This window comes from Janthinobacterium sp. GW822-FHT07A03 (genome assembly GCF_058798815.1).
The window spans coordinates 256,263-278,241 of the sequence record NZ_JBXAKW010000001.1 but is presented as its reverse complement, the minus strand read 5'-3'; the positions used below and the strand labels follow the sequence as shown (position 1 = coordinate 278,241).

The following is a 21,979-nucleotide window of genomic DNA, read 5'->3' as shown; positions in this document are numbered from 1 at the left end:
GCAAGTGCCATAATATTTTGATATGGAAATTAATATTGTTTCAGTCTTTGCATATATTACACGCACTGTCATGCCCCCATTCACTTGTCCCCCGTGTCATCCAGCAGCGCCAGGCTGGCGGCCATTTGCGGCAAATCGAGCACGCGGTCGGCGCCAGCACGCTTGAGCGCGGCGGCCGGCATGATGCCACAACTGGCCCGCTGCGGGTCTTGCACCCAGGCGCTGCCGCCCAGTTGCCGCACGCGCGCCAGGCCCGCCGCGCCATCGGCCGAGGCGCCCGTCAGGATGATGGCCAGCATGGCGCGCCGGTAGGCGTACGCTGCCGTTTCCAGCAGGACGTCGATGGAAGGGCGCGAAAAATACACGGGCTCTTCCTGCGACAGGGAAAAACAGCCATCGGGCTCGACTTGCAGGTGGTAATCGGGCGGCGCGAAATACACGACGCCTGCCTGCAGCGGTTCCTTGTCCTGCGCCTCGCGCAGGGGCAGCTGACAGCGTTCCGCATACAGCTGCGGCAACTGGCTCGAGCGGCCCGGCGCCAGGTGCAGCACCACCACCACGGTGGCGCGGCAGGTGGCGGGCAAGGCGCGCAGCACGATGCCCAGCGCTTCCACGCCGCCGGCCGAAGCGCCGATGGCGATCAGGCGCAGGCCGGCGCGCGGCGGCGCCACGTCGCAGGTCGGCAGCATGTCAGGCACGCTGGAAGATCCGTTCGGACGGGCTCAGCTCGTTGAAGCTGGCCGCATGGCGGCTGAAATGCAGGCTTTCCTTCATGCCCAGGCCCAGGAAGCCCCGGTTCACCAGCGCTTCGTGGAACAGGCCCAGGCTGCGGTCCTGCAAGTCTTTATTGAAGTAAATCATGACGTTACGGCAGGAAACCATGTGCACCTCCGAAAACACGCTGTCCGTCGCCAGGCTGTGGTCGGCGAAGACGAACTGGCGCCGCAGGCGCCGGTCAAAGATGGCGCCCTTGTAGGCGGCCGTGTAATAGTCGGACAGCGAGCGCTTGCCTCCCGCCAGCCGGTAATTCTCGCTGAACTGGGCGATGCGCTCGACCGGATAGATGCCCGCTTCGGCAGCGGCCAGCGCCTCGACATTGATGTCGGTCGCATAAATCATGCTGCGTTCGAGCAAGCCTTCCTCGTCCAGCAAGATGGCCAGCGACCACACCTCTTCGCCGCTGCTGCAGCCGGCCACCCAGATCTTGATCGAGGGATAGGTATGCAGCATGGGCACGACTTTTTCGCGCAAGGCGCGGAAATACGCGGGATCGCGGAACATCTCGCTCACCTGCACCGTGAAAAACTGCAGCATCTGCGCGAACATGGCCGGCTCGTGCAAGATGCGGTCCTGCAACTGCGACAGGCTGGCGCAGCCGAAGCGCTCCATGGCCTGGCGCATGCGCCGGCGCAGGGACGCCACGGAATAATCGCGGAAATCATGCTGATAGCGCAGCAGTATTCCCTCAAGCAATAATTTCAGTTCGATATCGAAAATATCATCATCTAGCAATTTGACATCCACCCTTCCATTCACGCTGCATCCCCCGGCCCCGCACCACTTCACGGGTGCATGGGGCCAGCCGGAATGCTAGCAGATCGCCGGGCATTATCCCGCAGGAAAAGCGTCAGTTAGGTACGCTGGCGTACGCTAGACCCACTTTTTTCACGCGTCCACGCCCTTCATGCCTTCCTCCGTGTAGCGCGCGCCCGCCGCCATGCCCAAGGGAAAGGCCGCGTTCATCGCCGCCAGCTCCGCCCCGTCCAGCTGCACGGCCAGCGCGCCGAGGTTGTCGTGCAAATACGCGATGCGCTTGGTGCCGGGGATGGGAATGATGTCGTCGCCTTGCGCCAGCAGCCAGGCCAGCGCCAGCTGGGCCGGCGTGCAGCCTTTTGCGCGCGCGATGTCCCTGACCTGCGCGACGATGGCCTGGTTGCGCGCCAGGTTCTCGGCGGCAAAACGGGGATTGAAGTGGCGAAAGTCGCCTGCGTCGAGACTGGCCGCATCGGCGATGGCGCCCGTCAGGAAACCGCGCCCCAGCGGACTGTAGGCAAAGAAACTGGCGCCCACGTCGCGGCAGGCGGCCAGCACGCCCTGCTCCGGCTCGCGCGTCCACAGCGAGTATTCGCTCTGCACGGCCGCCACGGGGCAGAGCGCCGCCGCGCGCCGCAAGGTGGCGGCGCTCACTTCGCACAGGCCCACGGCACGAATCTTTCCTTCTTGCCGCAATTGCGCCAGCGCTCCCATCGAGTCTTCCAGCGGGGTATCGAGGTTCAGCCGGTGCAGATAGAACAGGTCGATGGTGTCCACGCCCAGGCGCGCCAGCGACGCCTCGCACGCCTGGCGGATGTAGGCGGGGGCATTGTCGACGCGGCGCGCATAGCTGCCCGCCTCGCGTGCCAGGCCGCACTTGGTGGCGACCAGCGCTTGCCCTGGGTGGCGCGCCAGGAAACGTCCCAGCAATTGCTCGTTGTGGCCGAAACCGTAGGCGTCGGCCGTGTCGAACAGGGTCACGCCCGCCGCCAGGGCCGCTTCCAGCGTGGCCAGCGATTGCGCCTCGTCCGTGGCGCCATAGAATTCCGACATGCCCATGCAGCCCAGGCCCAGTGCCGAGCTGTTCAAGCCGCTATGGCCGATGCGTCGTTGTTGCAGTTGCATGTTGATCTCCCTCAAGTGTCAATGCGGCCAGTCTAGGCCGCGCCGGCTGGCGGGGGAATGCGCAATTTCGTGATACCTTTCTGGTATGAGAGCCCTCGACACCCATGCCTTGACGCTGTTTTGCGCCGTCGCCCGCTGCCTGAATTTCCGCCAGGCGGCCGAGCAATTGCACATGACCCAGCCGCCCTTGTCGCGCGCCATCAAGACACTGGAAGAAAAACTGGGCGCGCGCCTGTTCGAGCGCGACACGCAGGGCGTCGCCCTGACGCAGGCGGGCCGCACCCTGCTGCCGCAGGCGCTGCACATCCTCGACTTGCTGGATATGGCGCAAACGTCGCTGCAGCGTGATACCGCCCCGGCGCGCCTGCGCCTGGGCCTGACCAGTTCCGTGGCGGCCGGCCTGTTCCGTCCGCTGCTGGCGGCGCTGGAGGGGCAATTGGGTAATATTCGGCTGGAACTGACGGCGGCGCCGTCGCCGCGCCTGGTGGCTAGCGTGCGCAAGGGCCAGCTCGACGCGGCCCTGCTCGCGCTGCCCAGCGCCACCTTCGAACTGGCCGTGCAGCCGCTGGCGCGCCAGCCCATGATGCTGGCCTTGCCTGCCGGCCACCGGCTGGCGAAGAAGCGCAAGCTGAGCCTGTCTGATATCGAGCAGGAATCCGTCTACTGGTTCGAACGGGCGCGCCAGCCCGCCTTCTTCGACCATTGCCAGCAAGTGTTTCGCCGCCATGGCTTCGCGCCCGCCTTCCTGCGCGAGGCGCCCGACCACCATGTGCTGCTCGGCGACGTGGCGGCCGGCAAGGGCATGGCCCTGCTGGCCGACTCGTTCCGCGCGCTGCGCCTGGCCGGCGTGGCCTACCGGCCATTGCTGGAGGGCGAGGAATTGGCGGCCGGCATCGGCCTGGCCTGGCGGGAAGAGCACGGCCATGCAGCCCTGCCCCTGCTGCGCCAGCTGGCGCAGGAACACCTGCAAAAATGAGGGCCGCACGCGGATGCGCCGGACGCGCTACCATAACGCCTTCCCCATTTTGCGCCCCACCACGACCATGACGTTTACCATCAGCGACGCCGCCTACGGCACCGATACCCCCGCCGCCAAGCAAGCCATGTATGCGGACCTGCGTTCGCAGCTGCAAGGCTTGCTGTCGGGCGAAACCGACTTCATCGCCAATACGGCCAACTTCAGCTCGCTGGTCTTCAATACCATGCCGGGCCTGAACTGGGCCGGTTTTTATTTCCTGAAAGGCGAGGAACTGGTGCTGGGGCCATTCCAGGGCAAGCCGGCCTGCATCCGCATCAAGAAGGGCCGCGGCGTATGCGGCACCACCGTGGTCGAAGGCAAGTCCATCGTCGTGCACGATGTACACGCGTTTCCCGGCCACATCGCCTGCGACGTCAATTCCCGCTCGGAACTGGTGGTGCCCGTGTTTGCGCAAGGTCAAATCATCGGCGTGTTCGACCTGGACAGCCCCTTGATCGGCCGTTTCGACGATGTCGACGCGCAAGGCGTCGAATCGCTGGTGCGCGTGCTGGAAGCGGCTATCGTCGCAGCGTAATCAATTGCCCGACTTGACGGCGATGAATTCGCCCTTGCCGACAGTCGCCAGGCAGGCCGTATAGCGGCTGTCGGCGCGGATGGCGTCAAGGAACCCCGCCATGTCCGCATAGTGCGAACTGGCGTTGTCGACCACCAGCACGCCGCCGGCCGCCAGCACACGGTCCAGCTGCGGCCACCATTGTTCATATTGCTGGCGCGCGGAATCGAGGAAGATGAAATCATAGGCGCCGTCCGCCGCATCGCGCAGCACGTCGCCAGCGTCGGCCAGCAACTGCCCGATTACGCCTTGCAATTGCGCACGCGCAAAGTTGGCATGCGCCATATCAAACTTGTCCTGCGCCTTTTCCACCGTCACCACGCTGCCGCCCAGCGCCTGCGCCGCGCGCGCCAGCCACAGGGTCGAATAGCCGTTCGAGGTGCCGATTTCCAGCACCCGCCGCGCGCCGCGCGCGTGCACGAGCACGGCCAGCAATTCGCCCGTGTCGCGCGTGATGTTGAGCATGCGGCTGGCGCGTTCCGCGTGCGCCGCATCGTTGCTGCTGCCGAAGGCTTCGAGTTCGCTCAACAGGGTATCAATGTCCGGCATGATGGCTCCTTATGAAAAACATCAGCATAGCAAAAAAACTAGGCGCTGGCGCGGCGCAGGGGGCGCTTCAGGGCTTGCACCATCACCACGCCCAGCAGGGTGACGCCGCCGCCGATGACATCGTAGCTGTGCAAGGTTTCCCCCAGGAACAGCATGGCGATGATCACCGTGAACACGGGCAACAGGTTCATCAGGGTCGTGGCGCGGCTGGGACCCAGCTTGGCCAGGCCATGCATCCACAAAAACGGCGCGATGATGGAGGCGGGGATGCCGGCAAACAGCACCAGCGGCAAGCCGGCGCCCGTGACGGGCGGCGCGGACTGGCTCAGGTAATATACGAACAGCACGGGCACGGCGCACCAGACCTGGATCAGCAAGGAGTGCCAGTTATTCAGGGGAATCTTCCAGCGCTTGAGCAGCACGCCGTAGCCGGCATACGACAAACACGCCAGCAGCATCAGGGCGTCGCCGACGGCCGCGCCATGGGCGAGCAGCGCGGCCGGGTCGCCATGGCTGAGCAGGTAGCCGAGTCCCAGCAAGGACACGATGCCGCCGAACACGCCGCCCACGGTAGGCGCCTCCTTCAGCACCAGTACGGACAGGCCCACGGCCAGCAGCGGCATCATCGACGCCAGAATGCCCATGTTGGTAGCCGTTGTCGTCTGTGCGGCGATGTAGGCGAGGCACTGGTACATGACCATGCCCAACATACCCAGCACAAACAGTTTCCCCAGATACGGCTTCACCACGGAGCGCTGCTTCCACACGGGGCGGGCAAACACGAATGCCAGCAGCACGCCGGCCAGCAGCCAGCGGTAGAACGAGATGGCAGCCGGGTCGATCACGCCGACGGCCAGCTTGCTGACGATGGTATTGATGGCCCAGATCAGCACGGCGATCACGGGAAACAGATAATGCTTGGCTTTCATGCAAGTACTCCACGATTCAATGAGCGCCATTTTCGCATGGTCCGATTCCATGGATATAATGAAAACCAGACAAACGATGCGAAGAACAGGACAAAACAGGACACACCATGGCCAGCAACCAGCATTTCCCCGCCGTTTCCGACACCCTGCCCTACCCCGTGTACTTTCGCCTCGACGATTATCACGCGCACCAGCAGTTCGAATACCAGAGCCATCCGTGGGGCCAGCTCACGTATTGTTCCACGGGCGTGATGGAAATCATGGTGGCGGGCCAGCGCTATCTGTCGCCGCCCCAGTACGCCGTGTGGATACCGCCAGACACCTTGCACGACGGCTATATCCGCCAGGACGTGGTGTTTCACTCCGCCTACATCGATGCCGGCCTGTGCGCGCAGCTGCCCGCCCAGCCATGCGCGCTGGTCCTGAGTCCCTTGCTCAAAGCCATCCTCGGCGACTTCGCCGAAAGGGGCGTCACCACGCCCGCCACCGAAGCCGACCAGCGCCTGGCGCAGGTGCTGGTCGACCAGCTGCAGCTGGCGCCGTGCAGCCGCAACTACCTGCCCGGCAGCGACGAACCCGTCATCGCGGCCTTGCTGGCCGCCCTGCAGGCGGAGCCGGGAAGTAACCGCTCACTGGCCGAGTGGGCCGCGCAATTGCACGTCACGGAGCGCACGCTGGCGCGCCGCTGCCAGCGCGAACTGGGCATGCCGTTCGGCGAATGGCGCCAGCGCCAGCGTTTCCTGGCCGCCCTGCCCCTGCTGGAACGGGGAGAAACCGTGCAGGCGATCGCGCTGGAACTGGGCTACAGCACGGCCTCCGCCTTCATCGCCATGTTTCGCCGCCAGAGCGGCGGCACGCCGGACCAGTTCCGCCGCGGCCTGCGCTGAAAAAGCGGACCAGGGCTGTCCGGTTTGTCATATGAGGATGCTAAAATTAAAACATCTTTCCAGAGAGCAAAAGGATGCGCATGAATCCCAGCACCGACACGGCCACCGATACCCAAGGCAGCGAAGACATGCCCCAGGCATCAGCAACGACCGTGACGGCGCCTGTGCCCATCCGCCTGGACAAGGAAGACATACCCACCGTGCTGGGCAAGCTGCGCACGCTGGTGCAGGACAAGACGCGTTTCGAGCCGCACGACATCACGCCGCTGGGCGAGGAAGACGTGCTGCAGGATTTTTCGCTGCAGGCCAATTACGCGCTCGAAGCGCGCTTCGAGCAGCGCGTCATCAATGGCTATTTTGCGCCCTCGGGCAATGACTGCCGCTGCCAGGGTGGCCTGCACGAGGTGGGAGCGCTCGCTCACGCGCAGGAGAAGGAACGGCTGCGCCGCGCGGCAAGTAAGCTCGACGCTGCCCTGCGCCAGCCGGGCCAGGCCTACAACGGCGTCGAGGCGGGCGTGTACCTGCCGCACGCCGTCAAGTACTGGCACCTCGATACCTGCAGCCCCTGTTCCGGAAAAGGCCGCATCGGCTGCCACACCTGCCACGGCGCGACGACGGAAACGTGCTGGAACTGCCACGGCGGGCGCACCGTCAGCTGCGACGCCTATGGCTGCTACGGCAGCGGCAAGGTGTCGTGCTCGTATTGCAGCGGCAGCGGCACGGTGGCCGAACAAGTCACCGATTACATCACGGTGCAAGTACCCACTACCACCTACAGCAACGGCAGCTCGCACACTAGCTACCACAGCGAAACGCGGCCCCAGTACCGCACCGAATACCGCTCTTGCTACCATTGCAGCTACGGCAAGGTCAGCTGCAACACCTGCCACGGTTCCGGCAACATCAATTGCGGCACCTGCCGCGCCAGCGGCAAGGTCACGTGCCGCACCTGCAGCGGCGTGGGCGACTTGCGCTGCAACCCCTGCGACGGTTCCGGCAAGGTGGGCAAGACGGCCTGGGTCGACGTGCACCTGACGCCCGGCTACAGCGTCAGCCTGCCCAAGCAGGCGCCCGACGACGCGCGCCGCATCCGCGACAAGGAGAGCGTGCACTCACTGGCAGCCATTGCCAGCAGCCTGGCCCTGGCGAAAGTGAGCATTTACAATGAAGACCAGCCGCAGGAAGTCGACGCCCTGTATGCGGCCAAGCTGCGCATCGTGCGCCTGGACGCATCGTGCAACGGCGAAAAACACCAGCTGGTGGCGTACGGCACGGACCTGCGCTGGCTGACCCTGGACGACATCGTGGAAAAGCTGCTGCGCGGTGACCTCAAGGCGCTCAGCGACGCGCTGGCCGGCAGCGCCGACGACGGTCTGTTCTCGGCCCACGTGCAAGGTTTGCTCACGCCGCTGCGCGACGTGGCCGCCTCGGAGCTGAATGCGGACGTGATCGAGTCTGTCCTCAGCGGCGACGCGGACCACGCCCATGTCGACGTCGTGTCAAACGACTATGCCAACAATGTGCGCACCTGCGTGCTCGGTGCCCTGCGCCAGGTCTACACGCGGCTGGCCAAGCAGTTCTGGTGGAAAAGCGCGCTGGCCGCGCTGGCCGCCGCCATCGCCGCCTGGTTCTTCGCCGGGCGCGGCACGGCCGCCGTCGCCGGCCTGCTCGTCACGGGCGCCGGCTACTGGCTGTTCAACCGCAAGGTCAAAGCCGTGCTGAGCGAGGCGCTGGGCGGCGAGCAGCAGGCCGAACGGGCCATGGGCATCGCCGGCAAGGGCCGCCGCAACCAGCTGGCGCAAGTGCTGATCCTCGCGCCCGCCAGCCTGGCCGTGCTGGCCGCCAGCTACGGCTTGCCCGTGCGCGTGCGCCCCGCTGCTGCGCCGCAGGAAGCGGCCATGGCCTCGGCCCCCGTCGTCCCCCATGCGCCGGCCGCCGTGCCGCAGGACGCAAGTGCCGCCAAGGCCGTCAAGCTGTACGAAAATGGCGACAAGGCGCAGGCGCTGGCCATGCTGGAAAGCCTGGTCGGCAAGGGCGACGCGGGCGCGTATGGGCTGTACGGCTGGATGCTGCTGATGGGCGAAGGCAAACCCGGCCCCGTCACGGCGCCGACGGCGCAGCAGCGCGAAGCGCGCCAGGTGGCCGCCAAGCCCCTGGTCGGCAAGGGCCTGCTGAAGAACGACAGCTATGCGCTGACGGCGAAGGGAGTGATGCTGGCCGAAGGCTGGCAGGAGCCGCGTAACATGGCGCGCGGACTCGACCTGCTGAAACAGGCCGCGAACAAGGGCAATGCGCAAGCCATGCATCTGCTGGGCCTGTACCACGTGCGCGGCTACCAGATTCCCGTCAACCACAAGGAAGCGCGCAAATGGTTCACCCTGGCCGCCGACAAGGGCAGCGCGGGCGACATCTATAACCTGGGACTGATGGACTGGGAAGGCGCCGGATTAAAACGCCCCGACCGCGCCAGCGCCATGCAGCGCTGGAAGATCGCCGCCGCCATGGGCGAGGAGCGTGCGATCAAGGCCGTCGCGCAAGGCAAACCTTAAGGAGCACCTGAGAAAAAGCCCATGGCGTTGTTGCGTTGCCTGGCCGTACGTTCGTACTGCCTGCGGCAACGCGCCTAGCCCTGAGCATTTTTCAGGCGCTCAGCAGAGCGGCGGCAAAAGTCGCCGCTTTTTGATTTTTACACCGCCGCCAGCGCCTGCAAGGCCATCGGATTCGGCGTCGGCTCGCCGATTTTCGTCAGCAGGTTGCGGTCCGTGTGGTGGAATGGTTCATCCTTGCCGCGAATGAGCATGACCGTGTCTTCATCGTAGCCCCAGGTGCCGTCGGCGTGGATATCGACCTTGATGCGGTATTCGACGGTGGTGAACGCGTGTTCGAGGAAAGGGTTAGAGCAGATGCCGTAGGCCGTCGACTCGCGTTTGGCCACCAGTTCGAAACTGGTGGCGTCCGCCGTCGTCGTGCCCGATGCCATGGCGATCTGGCCGCGCGGGATGGCCAGGGTCTGGATCACGGCGCCCGTGGCCGGTTCCCACAGCCAGTAGCCCACCTGCTCATGGTAGGTTTTCACTTGGTCCGGCTTGGTGATGTGAATGTAGTACCGCAAGCCGTAGAACAGTTGCGGGCCGTTGGTGACGGGGTCGATCGGCTGCAGTTCGATGCGCTCGACGAAGGCCTGCTTGCGCGGGCCGTCGGCTTTCGGCTTGACGTCCAGGCCGCGCGTACCCGTCCAGATGCCGGCCATGCCGGTCAGGGGCCCCAGGTTGTTCAGGGTATGCACGTCGGCGGACGGCTCGGTGTAGATATCTTCGGGAAAATCGCTCATGCGGAAGTCTTCAAAATGGGGCAACAGTGCTTGCCGCCATTGTAAGACGCAGGCCGCTATCTGGGAAAGAGCGCGATGTGGCGTTCGATGAACAGCAAGGCTGCAGCGGCCAGCGCGGGGCGCTGCGATTCAAACACGCCCGCATCGCGCGTTTGCAGCAGGTTGGCGGCCACCTCGGGCAGATCCAAAGCCCAGGAAATCAGCGCCGCCACCGCTTCGATATTCGCGTACAGGGCGCTGTCGAAGCCTTCCCAGTCCACATAGGCCAGCCACTCGGCCAGCAGCACCATGCCGGCGACGGGCGGCGCCAGGGCTGCGATGCGTTCAGAACGCAGCACGCTGTCGTCGCGGATGCCTTCCTGCTGCAGCACGGCCAGCGCCACCTGCTGCAGCGCGTCTTCCGCGTCGTGCCGGTATTTGTTCAGCAGGCGCTGCGTCAGGCTGGCACTGGCCGCATCCATACTCAGACCAGCGGCTCGGTCGAACCGGTCAGGGTGAAGATTTCAAAGCCCGTTTCCGTCACGGCCAGCGAATGCTCGAACTGCGCCGACAGCGAACGGTCTTTCGTCACCGTCGTCCATTTGTCGGGCAAGACCTTGACCTGGTAGCTGCCCACGTTGAGCATCGGCTCGATCGTAAAGATCATGCCCGGTTCGAGCACGATGCCCGTGCCGGCGCGGCCATAGTGCAGCACTTGCGGCGTGTCGTGGAAGACCTGGCCCACGCCATGGCCGCAGAAGTCGCGCACGGAGGAAAAACCCTGCGCCTTGGCCACCGCCTCGATGGCGGCGCCCACGTCGCCCAGGGTCGCGCCCGGACGCACTGTATGGATGCCGGCCATCATGGCGTCATACGCCGTATTGACTAGGCGGTTGGCCAGGATGGACACGGCGCCCACCTTGAAGGTGCGGCTGGTGTCGCCGAACCAGCCCTGGAACTTCGGCGTCACGTCGATGTTCAGGATGTCGCCCACTTTCAGTATCTTCGTTTCGGACGGGATGCCGTGCGTGACGACGTGATTGACGGAGATGCAGCTGGCGTGCTTGTAGCCGTGGTAATCGATGGTGCCGGGGATGGCGCCGGCGGCGCGCATGAATTCCTCGCACAGGGCGTCGAGCTTGGCCGTCGACACGCCCGGTTTGACGAAGGGCGCGATGTAATCGAGCGTGTCGGCGGCGATGCGGCCGGCGGCGCGCATGCCGATGAAGCCTTCTTCATCGTGCAGGGGGATTTTCTTGCCGTGTTCTAGCTGGGTGGAATAGCGCATGGGGATTCTTTTCTTTGTCAGTGTGTGATGGTTTGAGTCGCCCAGCCGCGCACGGCGTCGTGCGAGGCGCGCAGCATGGCGTCGACGCTGGCCGGTATCGGCCGCTCCTGGGTCAGGTAAGGCTTGACGACGGCCACGGGCGCGTCGATCAGCACGAATTTGAGCAGCATGTGATCGAGGTCAAGCTCCGTGGTGGCCGGCATGGCTTCGGCGCAGCGCACAAAGCAGGCGTCGAGCGCAGCCTGTTCCTCTTCGACGGCCGCCAGCAATTCCTCGCTGAGACCACTGCTGAAATCGGGGCTGTCCGCGCATTGCAGCAGGAAGCGCGCATATACGGGCTTGCGCCGGCACCAGTCCAGCAAACCGTGCACGCCGGCCCAGGTGTCGCCACCGAGCCAGCGGCTGGCCACTTCCTCGCGGAAGTCGCTTTTCACGCGCAGCCAGGCGCGCGCCAGGATGGCGTTGCGCGAATCGAAGCGGTGATACACGGAGCCGATGGGCGCACCGGCCTTGACGGCGATGGCGGCCATCGACACGGCGCCCACGCCGCACTGGGCGGCGACGGCGATCGCGCTGTCGATGAAGTTGTTTTCGTTGAATTTGGCAAGTCTGACCATTCAAATAGAATACAGATTCTATTTGAATCCGTCAAGCACCCCCGACATGCGCCAACATGAGTTGCCTTGCTGCCTTACAATGGTATGCACGAACCGCTACAAGGAGAATCCGCTTGCTTACGCCCCCCTTCATCGCCTCCTCCCGCTTCGACGATCCACGCCTGGCGCTGGAACAGGTGCAAGCCATTTACCGCAGCAGCATCGAACACTTGCGCGACGCGCTGCAGCGCTTTGTCGCCGGCGAAGACATGCACGAACGGGTGCGCGCCTGCTACCCCTTCGTGCGCATCCAGACCGACACCGTGGCGCGCGCCGATTCGCCGCTGGCCTACGGCTTTGTCGCCGGCCCCGGCGTGTTTGAAACCACGCTGACCCGACCCGACCTGTTCGGCGACTATTACCTGGACCAGTTCACGCTGCTGCTGAAAAACCATAACAGCGGCCAGAAGGTGCACCTGGAAGTGGGCGTGAGCGCCCAGCCCATCCCCGTGCATTTCTCGTTCGCCGAGCATGACCATATCGAAGGCAATATGGATGCAGGCCGCCGCCTGGCCATGCGCGACCTGTTCGACCTGCCCGACCTGTCGGCCATGGATGACGGCATCGCCAATGGCACGCACGAACCGGCGCACGGCGAAGCGCAGCCGCTGTCGCTGTTCACGGGACCGCGCGTCGATTATTCGCTGCAGCGCCTGCGCCACTACAGCGGCACTTCGCCGCAGCACTTCCAGAACTTCGTCCTGTTCACCAATTATCAGTTCTACATCGACGAATTCATCCGCCTGGGCCACGCCATGATGGACCGCGCGCCCGACGCCGCCGCGCCGTCGGACGACGACGGTTACGTCGCCTTTGTCGAACCGGGCAACGTGGTCACGCGCCGGGTCGGCCAGACGGTGGAAAGCGAAGACGCGCTGGGCGCCGCCCCGCCGCGCCTGCCGCAGATGCCCGCCTACCACCTGCTGCGCGCGGACGGCAGCGGCATCACCATGGTCAATATCGGCGTGGGACCTGCCAACGCCAAGACCATCACCGACCATATCGCCGTACTGCGCCCGCATGCCTGGCTGATGCTCGGTCATTGCGCGGGCCTGCGCACCACGCAAAGCCTGGGCGACTACGTGCTGGCGCATGCGTATGTGCGCGAAGACCACGTGCTCGACGAAGATTTGCCGCTGTGGGTGCCGATCCCGCCGCTGGCCGAAATCCAGCAGGCGCTGCAAACGGCCGTGGCGGAGATCACCCAGCTCACGGGGCATGACCTGAAACACATCATGCGCACGGGGACCGTGGCCAGCACGGACAACCGCAACTGGGAACTGCTGCCGCAGCGCACGCCGGAGCGCCGCTTCAGCCAGAGCCGCGCCATTGCGCTGGACATGGAAAGCGCCACGATCGCCGCCAACGGCTTCCGTTTCCGCGTCCCGTACGGCACCCTGCTGTGCGTCAGCGACAAGCCGCTGCACGGCGAAATCAAGCTGCCCGGCATGGCGAACCACTTCTACCGCGAACGGGTCGACCAGCATCTGCGCATCGGTATCCGCGCCGTGGAACTGCTGCGCCGCCAGGGCGTGGACCGGCTGCACAGCCGCAAATTACGCAGTTTTGCCGAGGTGGCGTTCCAGTAAGCTGTGCCGCCGCCCCACGCCAGCCGCCCTCCCCGGGCGGCTTTTTTTTGCCTGGCAACCAGTCCAGGCAATGCCGCGGCCCCGCCGTATACGGCACAAATATCGTTACCAAAAAACAACAGCTGTCTAGACAGGCATCAGCCGAACACCGAACTTTCAACGATCATTTTACCTAATGGCAAATTTAATTTATTTAACAATTGAAATTTAATGCTTTCCTGCCAGCCATAAATAAAATTCATCCACGTTCATTCTGGCTTGTCCGCTGCGCATGCACAAATACCCGGCAGTTCTTGACAGTCCAGATCAAAAAATGGTCTGATGAATTGCAAATTTAAAATACTAAATTTGTAAACATGGTCATTTTGAAAATAATTTCAAATAACTAAATAAAAACCCTAAGGAAACTAAAGTTTCCTAGTTGGAGGATAGACAATGATCGAAAAGAAATTAAGCAAATCCTTGCGCATGATGTTTGCGGGCACCTTGATGATGGGCGCCGGTTTCATGCACCAGGCCGCCCAGGCACAGGAAGCCAAGGCTGACGAGAAATTGCAGCGCGTGGTCGTCACCGGTTCCGCCATCAAGCGCGTGGACGCCGAAACCGCTGCGCCGGTGGAAATTTACAGCAAGAAAGATATCGAGCGCACGGGCGCCACCAGCGTCGCCGAACTGGTGCGCAACCTGGCCTCCATCGACATCAATGACCAGGGTGAACTGAGCGCCAACTCGCCTTCCGGTTCCGGCACCACCAACATCAAGATGCGCGGCTTGAGCGAACGCAACGTGCTGATCCTCCTGAATGGCCGCCGCCTGCCGACCAATGCTCTGGCAGATGGTTCGGGCGCGGGTGCCGCGGTCGACGTCAACGCCATCCCGCTGAGCGCGCTGGAACGCATCGAAATCCTGAAGGATGGCGGTTCGGCCATTTATGGCGCCGATGCGGTTGCCGGCGTGATGAACTTCATCACCAAAAAGAACTACCAGGGCCTGGAAGCGAAAGCCAGCTATGGCCAAAGCTCGCGCTCGGATGCCAAGGAAAAGACCGCCAACCTCGTGTACGGTTTTGGCGACTATGACACCCAGGGCTTCAACGTGCTGGCCACGGTCGACGTGTTCAAGCGCGATCCGATCTACCGCAAGGACCGCGAGCTGACCCGTTCGGCCGACTTCCGCCGCTTTGGCGGTCCGGATGGCCGCAGCGGCTTCCATCCTAGCGGCAATATCGCCGGCGGCGGCACTCTGGTGCCATGCCCACCGGACGATTTGAGCGACGGCTCCTGCCGTTTCGACGTCAACAAGACCTTGCTGACCTCCACCAACGGCGCCGACCGCGTCAGCGGCATGTTGATCGGCAGCCTGAAAATCAGCGACAGCATCCGCGCGTTTGCGGAATTTACGTATTCCGAAAGCAAGGATGACTTCGAGGCCCAGGCCGCACCTGGCAACTTCGTGGTCAAGGGCAAGACCGTTTCCGGCCGCTTCATGCAAATGGGGCCGCGCAAGACCAACCGCAAGGGCACGATGACCCAGTTCTCGACGGGCCTGGAAGGCACGACGCGCGGCATCGACTGGGACGTCGCCATCGGCAAGGGCGTGAGCAAGGCCACCAACCGCGATTCGAACTACGCACATTACGACCTGTTCAACGAAGCGATCGAGAATGGTTCGATCGACCCGACCCGTACCGACAACCCGCAGGCCGCCGTCGACAAGATTCGCCTCACGCCTACGCGCGCCGGCAAGTCGGAACTGACCTTCTTCAACGCCAAGGCATCGGCGCCGATCATGGACTTGGCTGGCGGTTCGCTGGCCTACGCCGTCGGCGTGTCGTACAACAAGGAAACGCTGAGCGACCAGCCCGACCAGAACCAGATCGATGGCCTGGTCTTCGGCAGCATCCAGCAAGCCTCCGTGAAGGCGGACCGCAATTCCAAGGGCATCTTCGGCGAACTGTCGATTCCCTTCCTGAAAAACGTCGAAGCGCAGGTCGCCTTGCGCTATGACGACATCTCGAATGTCGGCAGCAAGACTAGCCCGAAACTGGCCTTGCGCTACCAGCCGCTGAACAACCTGATGTTCCGCGGTTCGTATGCGGGCAGCTACCTGGCGCCATCGCTGAAACAGATGTATGGCGGTGTCGATGCGGGTGCCTATACGACGAACGACAAGGAAATCTGCAATGCCTTCCCTTCGATTTCCGGCAATTGCACCAACTTCTCCTACTACCAGGTCTCCGGGTCCAACAAGGACTTGAAACCTGAAACAGGCAAGACCTACAATCTGGGCATGGTGTTCTCGCCAGTGAACTCGCTGACGGTCAGCATCGACTACTTCAAGATCGACAAGAAGAACGAGATCGGCACCCTGACGGAAACCAAGGCGATCGAGCGCGGCAACGTGGAAATCAAGAATGGCGACGCGCGCATCCTGCTGAACAACCAGAACCTGGCTACCACCGAAGTGCGCGGTTTCGATACGGACCTGCGTTACACCTCGCCGCAAACGATGTTCGGCAAATTCACGATCCGCAATGCGTCCACCGTCTACACCCGCATGGAAACGCAGGATACGGAAACCGATCCGGTGCAAAGCACGCTGAAGACGTTCATGAATCCGAAGTACCGCAATACGTTCACGGCGAGCCTGGAAAAGGACAATATGTCCGGCTCCCTGGTCATCCGCACGACGGGCGACATGATCGACTCGGACAAGCGCCGCGAAGAAATCAAGCCGGGCACCCGCACGATTCCTTCGCATACGGAAGTGGATCTGACGGGCCAGTACGTGGCGATGCAAAACCTGACCTTCACGGCCGGCATCAAGAACCTGTTCGACAAGATGCCGCCGTTTAGCGCGATGGGCGCGGGCAACCAGTACGGCACCCTGGGCTTTGCCCAGCTGTACAACGTGCGCGGCCGCTACTTCTACATCGGCGCAGGCTACAAGTTCATGTAATGCAGCGCAATCGCCGGCAGCCTGAAACGGGTTGCCGGCGTTGCCCTCGAAAGCCGCATTCTTATGCGGCTTTTTTCATTTCCGGCAGACGAAAAAAAACCGCTGCAGGCAGCGGTTTTCAAGACAGGCAAGCGCCTACAGGAAGCGGTCGAGTATCTTGCGCGTCGTCTTGTCGATGTTGAACATGTCGCGGATCAAAAAGTGGATGCCGTGGTTGTCGGCGATCAGCAGCGATGCAGCGCCGATGCGGCGGATGTCTTCCTCGCCTTTCAGCACGAACTGCGTCTCGCCGCGGTCCGTGTCCACGTACCAGGTGCACGGCGTGGCGAAACTGGAGACGCTTTTCACGCGCGCGATCTCGGGCATGAATTCGCGCCCTTCCAGCTCTTCCTGCAGCAGGCTGCGCGCCGGCTCCGGCATGGCGTCGAGGCGGTCGATCCACGCCACTTCCTTGCCGTTGCCAAGCACCAGCGAAATGCCTTCGTCCGGCGACTGGATGGGGAAGGCGCGCACGGGCGCCACGCCTTCAAAGACCTGGCCGTCCGCGTCCGTCATCACCAGCTTGCCGAAGGGGTCGCGGCTTAATGTAAAAGTTGTACTGGCCATGCTTATTCCTTGTCATCCAGGGCGAGTTCGTTGTTGCGCGCCTGTGCTTCGTAGAGGCGGAAATAGGCGCCCTCTTTCGCCATCAGTTCATCGTGACTGCCCACTTCGACGACCTGGCCCCGGTCCAGCACCACCAGGCGGTCGGCCCGGTGCAGGGTCGACAGCCTGTGCGCGATGGCGATCGTCGTGCGGCCCTGCACCAGGTTGTCGAGCGCCTTCTGGATCTCTTTTTCCGTTTCCGAGTCCACCGACGACGTGGCTTCATCCATGATCAGGATGCGCGGATCGATCAGCAGGGCGCGGGCGATCGAGATGCGCTGGCGTTCGCCGCCGGACAGCCCCTGGCCACGCTCGCCCACCATCGAATCGTAGCCTTGCGGCAGGCGCAGGATGAATTCGTGGGCATGCGCGGCGCGCGCGGCGGCGATGATCTCCTGGCGCGTCGCGTGCGGCTTGCCGTAGGCGATATTTTCCGCGATGGTGCCGAAGAACAGGAACGGCTCCTGCAGCACCAGGCCGATATTGCGGCGGTAATCGGACACGGCGAACGAACGGATGTCGACGCCATCGAGCAGAATCGCCCCTTCCGACACGTCATAGAAGCGGCAGATCAGGTTGACCAAGGTGCTCTTGCCCGAACCGCTGTGGCCCACCAGGCCGATCATCTCGCCGGCCTTGATGTTCAGGGTGATGCCGCGGTTGACGGCGCGGTTGCCATAGCGGAAGCCGACTTCGCGCAGGTCAATGCGACCCTCGATCTTGTCCAGTTTCACGGGCTGCGCCGGTTCTGGCACGCTCGACACGTGGTCGAGGATGTCGAAGATGCGCTTGGCGGCCGATGCCGATTTCTGCGTCACGGAGACGATGCGGCTCATCGAGTCGAGGCGGCCATAGAAACGCGTGCTGTAGGCGATGAAGGCGGTCAGCACGCCGACGGTGATTTCGCCGCGCGACAGCTGCCAGATGCCGAAGCACCAGATGACCAGCAAGCCCATCTCCGTCAGGAAGGAAACCGTGGGCGAGAACAGCGACCAGACTTTATTGAGCTTGTCGTTGACGGCCAGGTTGTGCGCGTTGGCGTCGCGGAAGCGGGCCGCTTCGCGCTTTTCCTGCGCAAACGCTTTTACTACACGAATGCCGGGGATGGTATCGGCCAGCACGTTGGTCACTTCGCTCCACACGCGGTCGATCTTTTCAAAGCCCGTGCGCAAACGGTCGCGCACTAGGTGGATCATCCAGGCGATGAAGGGCAGCGGCGCCAGGGTCATGATGGCCAGCCAGGGGTTCATCGACCACAAAATGACGCCCGTCATGATAATCATCAACACATCGGAGGCGAAATCGAGCAAATGCAGCGAGAGGAAGACGCAGATGCGGTCGCTGCCGCTGCCGATGCGCGCCATCAGGTCGCCCGTGCGCTTGCCGCCAAAGAATTCCAGCGACAGCTTCATCAGGTGTTCATACGTGGCCGAGCGCAAGTCGGCGCCCATGCGTTCGGACACCAGGGCCAGCACATAGGTCTTGCCCCAGCCCAGCAGCCAGGCCAGCAGGGCCGAACCGAGCAAGCCGCTCATGTAGTACACCACCAGCCACGGGTCGATATGCTTGCCATTTTGATATGGAATCAGCACATTGTCCATCAGCGGCGCCGTCAGATAGGGCGGAATCATGTGCGCGGCCGTGGAGAGCAGCATCAGCATGAAGCCCAGGGCCAGCTGGCCACGGTAAGGGTGCGCGAAGCGCCACAGGCGGAACAGGGTCCAGGTCGATGGCGGCGTATGCAGCACCTTGGCGCAGATCGGGCACTCTTCCTGTTCCGGCTCCAATGGTGCCTTGCAGCTGGGACACACTTCCTGCTCCGCTTCCAGCACGGGCTGGCCCGTCAGGTGGCTGTCGAGGCGCTCGACGAACTGTTCCAGCACGCGGATCGCATGCAGGTTCTGGCCCAAAGTAAAGCGCCACGAGGCCAGGCGGCCGTGGTCGTCGAACAGTTCCAGGTGGCCGACACCGGCGTGGTCATGGTGCGTCAGGCGCAGTCCGTGGCGGAAAGACCAACTTTTCCAGGTGGTATCGCCCGGAGAACGGGCCAGTAAACGCTTCTCGGTGACAACAATTATGCCTTTTGTGAAACGTAATCGCGCATCGAGGTCAACCTCAACGCTACTTAAAACGTTCTCCCCTGGAGAAAGGTTGCTCTCCACTTCCGCCAGCCAGTGTTCCGGCAGCGAGGTGAGGGGAATAGTTGTTGCAGGAACACTCAGTTCAGTTGTCATCGTAAAGCATACTCCGGCTCGAGGCCAAGCCCTTCAGGGCGGGATTTGGGGGATGGGGCAGACGCCCGATCAATGTTTGTGTACTGCGCGATGGCGAGGTAGATGCACCAGTGGCAATTTCCTGTATTGTATCGAATGGATGCCTGCCGGTAAGGAATGATGGCAAAACGGAGCAAAAAAATGCGCGGCCATGGTACCGAGGCAAGTATACAACAGCCCGCTGTTGCGCAAATGCTCCAGCTTGGCCCGGAGTCGGTAACTTTATAACAAGTATGGCAACAATTAGTAACAATTAGAATGACAACACCAGCAGAATACGAGAAGCAAACGCGACAAGAGGCCGCTAAAAGTGGCACACTGCGCATACCCGGGATAAAGAACCAAGCACGAGCCTGAAAAGACTCTGTAAAGCCAACATAAAGTATCTGGCGCCCAGACGCCTGGCTTGTTATCAAGAAACCACTTACATGATCAAGAAGAAGAACATCGAATTCGTCCGCGTCACCCACTTGCGCGGCCCCAACATCTGGACTTACCGCCCGGTGATTGAAGCCTGGGTCGACATCGGCGAACTGGAAGACTATCCATCGAATACCCTGCCCGGCCTGTACGAGCGCCTGGTGGCGTGGCTGCCCGGCATGATCGAGCACCGCTGCGGCGTGGGCGAACGGGGCGGCTTTTTCGAGCGCCTGCGCGAAGGCACGTGGTCGGCCCACATCCTCGAACACGTGGTGCTGGAGCTGCAAAACCTGGCCGGCATGCGCACGGGCTTCGGCCAGACGCGCTCGACCAGCCAGCGCGGCGTCTACAAGATGGCCTTCCGCACGCGCGAAGAGCACGTGGGCCGCGCCGCCCTGGCCGCCGCGCGCGAATTGCTGATGGCCGCCATCAACAATGAAGCCTATGACCTGGAAGCGGCCCTGGCGCCGCTGCGCGACATGGTCGACTCGCGCTGCCTGGGCCCGAGCACGGCCAGCATCGTCGATGCCGCCACCGAGCGCCGCATCCCTTCCTTGCGCCTGAACGACGGCAACCTGGTGCAACTGGGCCACGGCGCCGCGCAGCGCCGCATCTGGACGGCCGAAACAGACCGCACCAGCGCGATCGCCGAAGGCATCGCCAGCGACAAGGACCTGACGAAATTCCTGCTCAAATCGTGCGGCGTGCGCGTGCCCGAAGGCAGCCTGGTGCGCAGCGCCGAAGCGGCCTGGGAAGAAGCGCAGGACATCGGCGTGCCCGTCGTCGTCAAGCCGTATGACGGCAACCATGGCCGCGGCGTGTCGCTGAACCTGATGACGGAAGCGGACGTCAAGGCCGCCTACGAACTGGCCGCGCGCAAGGGCGACAGCTCGGCCGTGCTGGTGGAAAGCTTCATCACGGGCGACGAGCACCGTCTGCTCGTGGTCGGCAACAAGCTGATCGCGGCCGCCAAGGGCGAATCGCTGTGGGTCGACGGCGACGGCGTGTCGACCGTGCTGGAACTGGTGAACACGCAGATCAATATCGATCCACGCCGCGGCGAAGGCGAAGATTTCCCGCTGGGCACCGTCAAGCCGCATGAATCGGGCGAAATCGTGCTGGAACTGCAGCGCCAGGGCATGACCGCCCTGTCCGTGCCGCAGGCGGGCCAGAAAGTGCTGATCCAGCCGAACGGCAACGTGGCCATCGACGTCACGGACGACGTCCACCCGTCCGTCGTGCATGCGGCCCTGCTGGCCGCGCGCGTGGTCGGCCTCGATATCGCCGGCATCGACCTGGTCACCACCGACATCACGCGTCCGCTGGAAGAGCAGCGCGGCGCCATCATCGAAGTCAATGCCAGCCCCGGCCTGCTGGCGCACATCAAGCCGGGCGTGGGCCAGCCCCGCCCTGTCGGCGCGGCCATCGTCGACCACCTGTTCGCCGCCGAGGAAACGGGCCGCATTCCGCTGATCGGCGTGACGGGCACGCGCGGCGCCAGCCTGATCGTGCGCATGCTGTGCAAGCTGCTCAACCTGTCGGGCCTGCACACGGGCGCCGTCTGCAGCGAAGGCATGTACCTGGACCAGCGCCGCGTCGTCAGCAACGATTGCGTGAACTGGGATGCGGGCCAGCGCCTGCTGCTCAACCGCACCGTGCAGACGGCCCTGTTCGAGAGCAATCCGCGCATGATCCTGGCCGAAGGCCTGGCCTACGACAAGTGCCAGGTCGGCATCGTCACGGACATGGGCAGCCTCGATAGCGTCAAGGATTTCGACGTGCTGGACGAAGCGGGCCTGTACAAGGCCGTGCGCAGCCAGGTCGACGTGGTCGTGCCGACCGGCGTGGCCGTGCTCAACGCCGCCAACGCGCACGTGCTGGAACTGGCCGAACTGTGCGATGGCACGGTGACCCTGTATGCGCAGGATGGCAGCCTGCCCGCCCTCGCGGCGCAACTGGCCGCCGGCCAGCGCGCCGTGTTCGTGCGCGGCAACCACATCGTGCTGGCCGAAGGCGGCATCGAAACGGTCTTGCTGTGCCTGGACCTGCTGAAACCGGCCACCGCCGGCAATGTCGACAGCGTGCTGGCCGTCGCGGCCGCCGCCTGGGCCATGAACTTGCCCGTCGATCTGATTTGCGCCGGTTTGCGCACCTTCGACGCGGCCCCTGGCTGCATCGGGAATTAAGACTCAAGCCCGGCTACGGCCGGGCCCACAAGAACACAA

General features: G+C 63.5%; 18 protein-coding genes. 7 read left to right on the top strand and 11 right to left on the bottom strand.

Annotation, left to right across the window (positions count from 1 at the left end; genetic code table 11):
• Positions 1-80 precede the first annotated feature (80 nt).
• The 3 genes from AC1RJW_RS01250 to AC1RJW_RS01240 form a co-directional block, all read right to left on the bottom strand.
• Entirely contained in the window at positions 81-689 is a 609-nt protein-coding gene (locus tag AC1RJW_RS01250; protein WP_493044193.1) for a chemotaxis protein CheB, read from the bottom strand.
• Between the two features lies 1 nt (position 690).
• Positions 691-1,512, bottom strand: a complete 822-nt coding sequence (locus tag AC1RJW_RS01245; RefSeq protein WP_493042807.1) for a CheR family methyltransferase — start codon at positions 1,510-1,512, stop codon at positions 691-693.
• 153 nt (positions 1,513-1,665) lie between these two features.
• Positions 1,666-2,658 carry an aldo/keto reductase gene (locus tag AC1RJW_RS01240; RefSeq protein ID WP_493042806.1) on the bottom strand — a complete coding sequence of 331 codons (993 nt, stop codon included), beginning with the start codon at positions 2,656-2,658 and terminating at the stop codon, positions 1,666-1,668.
• Positions 2,659-2,743: 85 nt separating this feature from the next.
• Between AC1RJW_RS01240 and AC1RJW_RS01235 the strand changes: the two genes are divergently transcribed.
• Complete coding sequence (locus tag AC1RJW_RS01235) at positions 2,744-3,634, top strand: LysR family transcriptional regulator (RefSeq protein WP_493042803.1); 891 nt, start codon at positions 2,744-2,746, stop codon at positions 3,632-3,634.
• Positions 3,635-3,701: 67 nt separating this feature from the next.
• On the top strand, positions 3,702-4,211 hold the full coding sequence (locus AC1RJW_RS01230) for a GAF domain-containing protein (protein WP_493042801.1): 510 nt from the start codon (positions 3,702-3,704) through the stop codon (positions 4,209-4,211).
• On the opposite strand, the gene AC1RJW_RS01225 is transcribed toward AC1RJW_RS01230, so the two are convergent.
• The gene (locus tag AC1RJW_RS01225) at positions 4,212-4,799 is read right to left on the bottom strand and encodes an O-methyltransferase (protein WP_493042799.1); all 588 of its coding nucleotides are present in this window, start codon (positions 4,797-4,799) and stop codon (positions 4,212-4,214) included.
• 38 nt (positions 4,800-4,837) lie between these two features.
• A complete protein-coding gene (locus AC1RJW_RS01220) occupies positions 4,838-5,728 on the bottom strand; it encodes a DMT family transporter (RefSeq protein WP_493042796.1) in 891 nt (296 codons plus the stop codon).
• A gap of 107 nt (positions 5,729-5,835) precedes the next feature.
• Here AC1RJW_RS01220 and AC1RJW_RS01215 point away from each other — a divergent pair, with 107 nt between their 5' ends.
• Together AC1RJW_RS01215 and AC1RJW_RS01210 are read left to right on the top strand one after the other, a co-directional pair.
• Complete coding sequence (locus AC1RJW_RS01215) at positions 5,836-6,615, top strand: AraC family transcriptional regulator (RefSeq protein WP_493042794.1); 780 nt, start codon at positions 5,836-5,838, stop codon at positions 6,613-6,615.
• Between the two features lie 80 nt (positions 6,616-6,695).
• The gene (locus tag AC1RJW_RS01210; protein ID WP_493042792.1) at positions 6,696-9,164 is read left to right on the top strand and encodes a tetratricopeptide repeat protein; all 2,469 of its coding nucleotides are present in this window, start codon (positions 6,696-6,698) and stop codon (positions 9,162-9,164) included.
• Between the two features lie 137 nt (positions 9,165-9,301).
• Here the strand turns inward: AC1RJW_RS01210 and AC1RJW_RS01205 are convergent, their stop codons facing one another.
• Genes AC1RJW_RS01205 through AC1RJW_RS01190 form a run of 4 tightly spaced genes read right to left on the bottom strand, consistent with a single transcriptional unit; the run spans position 9,302 to position 11,830 of the window.
• The gene (locus AC1RJW_RS01205; RefSeq protein ID WP_493042791.1) at positions 9,302-9,946 is read right to left on the bottom strand and encodes an FABP family protein; all 645 of its coding nucleotides are present in this window, start codon (positions 9,944-9,946) and stop codon (positions 9,302-9,304) included.
• A 56-nt stretch (positions 9,947-10,002) separates the two neighbouring features.
• Positions 10,003-10,407 (bottom strand): hypothetical protein, encoded by a 405-nt coding sequence (locus tag AC1RJW_RS01200; RefSeq protein ID WP_493042789.1) that lies wholly within the window; start codon positions 10,405-10,407, stop codon positions 10,003-10,005.
• 2 nt (positions 10,408-10,409) lie between these two features.
• Positions 10,410-11,213: a type I methionyl aminopeptidase gene (gene map, locus AC1RJW_RS01195; protein WP_100874007.1), complete on the bottom strand. Its 804-nt coding sequence runs from the start codon at positions 11,211-11,213 to the stop codon at positions 10,410-10,412.
• Positions 11,214-11,230: 17 nt separating this feature from the next.
• The gene (locus AC1RJW_RS01190; RefSeq protein WP_493042786.1) at positions 11,231-11,830 is read right to left on the bottom strand and encodes a TetR/AcrR family transcriptional regulator; all 600 of its coding nucleotides are present in this window, start codon (positions 11,828-11,830) and stop codon (positions 11,231-11,233) included.
• Positions 11,831-11,943: 113 nt separating this feature from the next.
• Here AC1RJW_RS01190 and AC1RJW_RS01185 point away from each other — a divergent pair, with 113 nt between their 5' ends.
• Together AC1RJW_RS01185 and AC1RJW_RS01180 are read left to right on the top strand one after the other, a co-directional pair.
• Positions 11,944-13,458: an AMP nucleosidase gene (locus AC1RJW_RS01185; RefSeq protein WP_070221052.1), complete on the top strand. Its 1,515-nt coding sequence runs from the start codon at positions 11,944-11,946 to the stop codon at positions 13,456-13,458.
• 435 nt (positions 13,459-13,893) lie between these two features.
• Positions 13,894-16,416: a TonB-dependent receptor gene (locus tag AC1RJW_RS01180; RefSeq protein ID WP_493042784.1), complete on the top strand. Its 2,523-nt coding sequence runs from the start codon at positions 13,894-13,896 to the stop codon at positions 16,414-16,416.
• Between the two features lie 135 nt (positions 16,417-16,551).
• Here AC1RJW_RS01180 and AC1RJW_RS01175 read toward each other — a convergent pair whose 3' ends face one another.
• Both AC1RJW_RS01175 and AC1RJW_RS01170 read right to left on the bottom strand, forming a co-directional pair.
• Positions 16,552-17,022 carry a cyanophycin metabolism-associated DUF1854 family protein gene (locus AC1RJW_RS01175; RefSeq protein WP_493042782.1) on the bottom strand — a complete coding sequence of 157 codons (471 nt, stop codon included), beginning with the start codon at positions 17,020-17,022 and terminating at the stop codon, positions 16,552-16,554.
• A gap of 2 nt (positions 17,023-17,024) precedes the next feature.
• The gene (locus tag AC1RJW_RS01170) at positions 17,025-19,295 is read right to left on the bottom strand and encodes a cyanophycin metabolism-associated ABC transporter (protein WP_166449740.1); all 2,271 of its coding nucleotides are present in this window, start codon (positions 19,293-19,295) and stop codon (positions 17,025-17,027) included.
• 467 nt (positions 19,296-19,762) lie between these two features.
• On the opposite strand from AC1RJW_RS01170, the gene AC1RJW_RS01165 reads away from it, so the two are divergent.
• Positions 19,763-21,940: a cyanophycin synthetase gene (locus AC1RJW_RS01165; RefSeq protein WP_493042780.1), complete on the top strand. Its 2,178-nt coding sequence runs from the start codon at positions 19,763-19,765 to the stop codon at positions 21,938-21,940.
• The last annotated feature ends 39 nt before the right edge of the window (positions 21,941-21,979 follow it).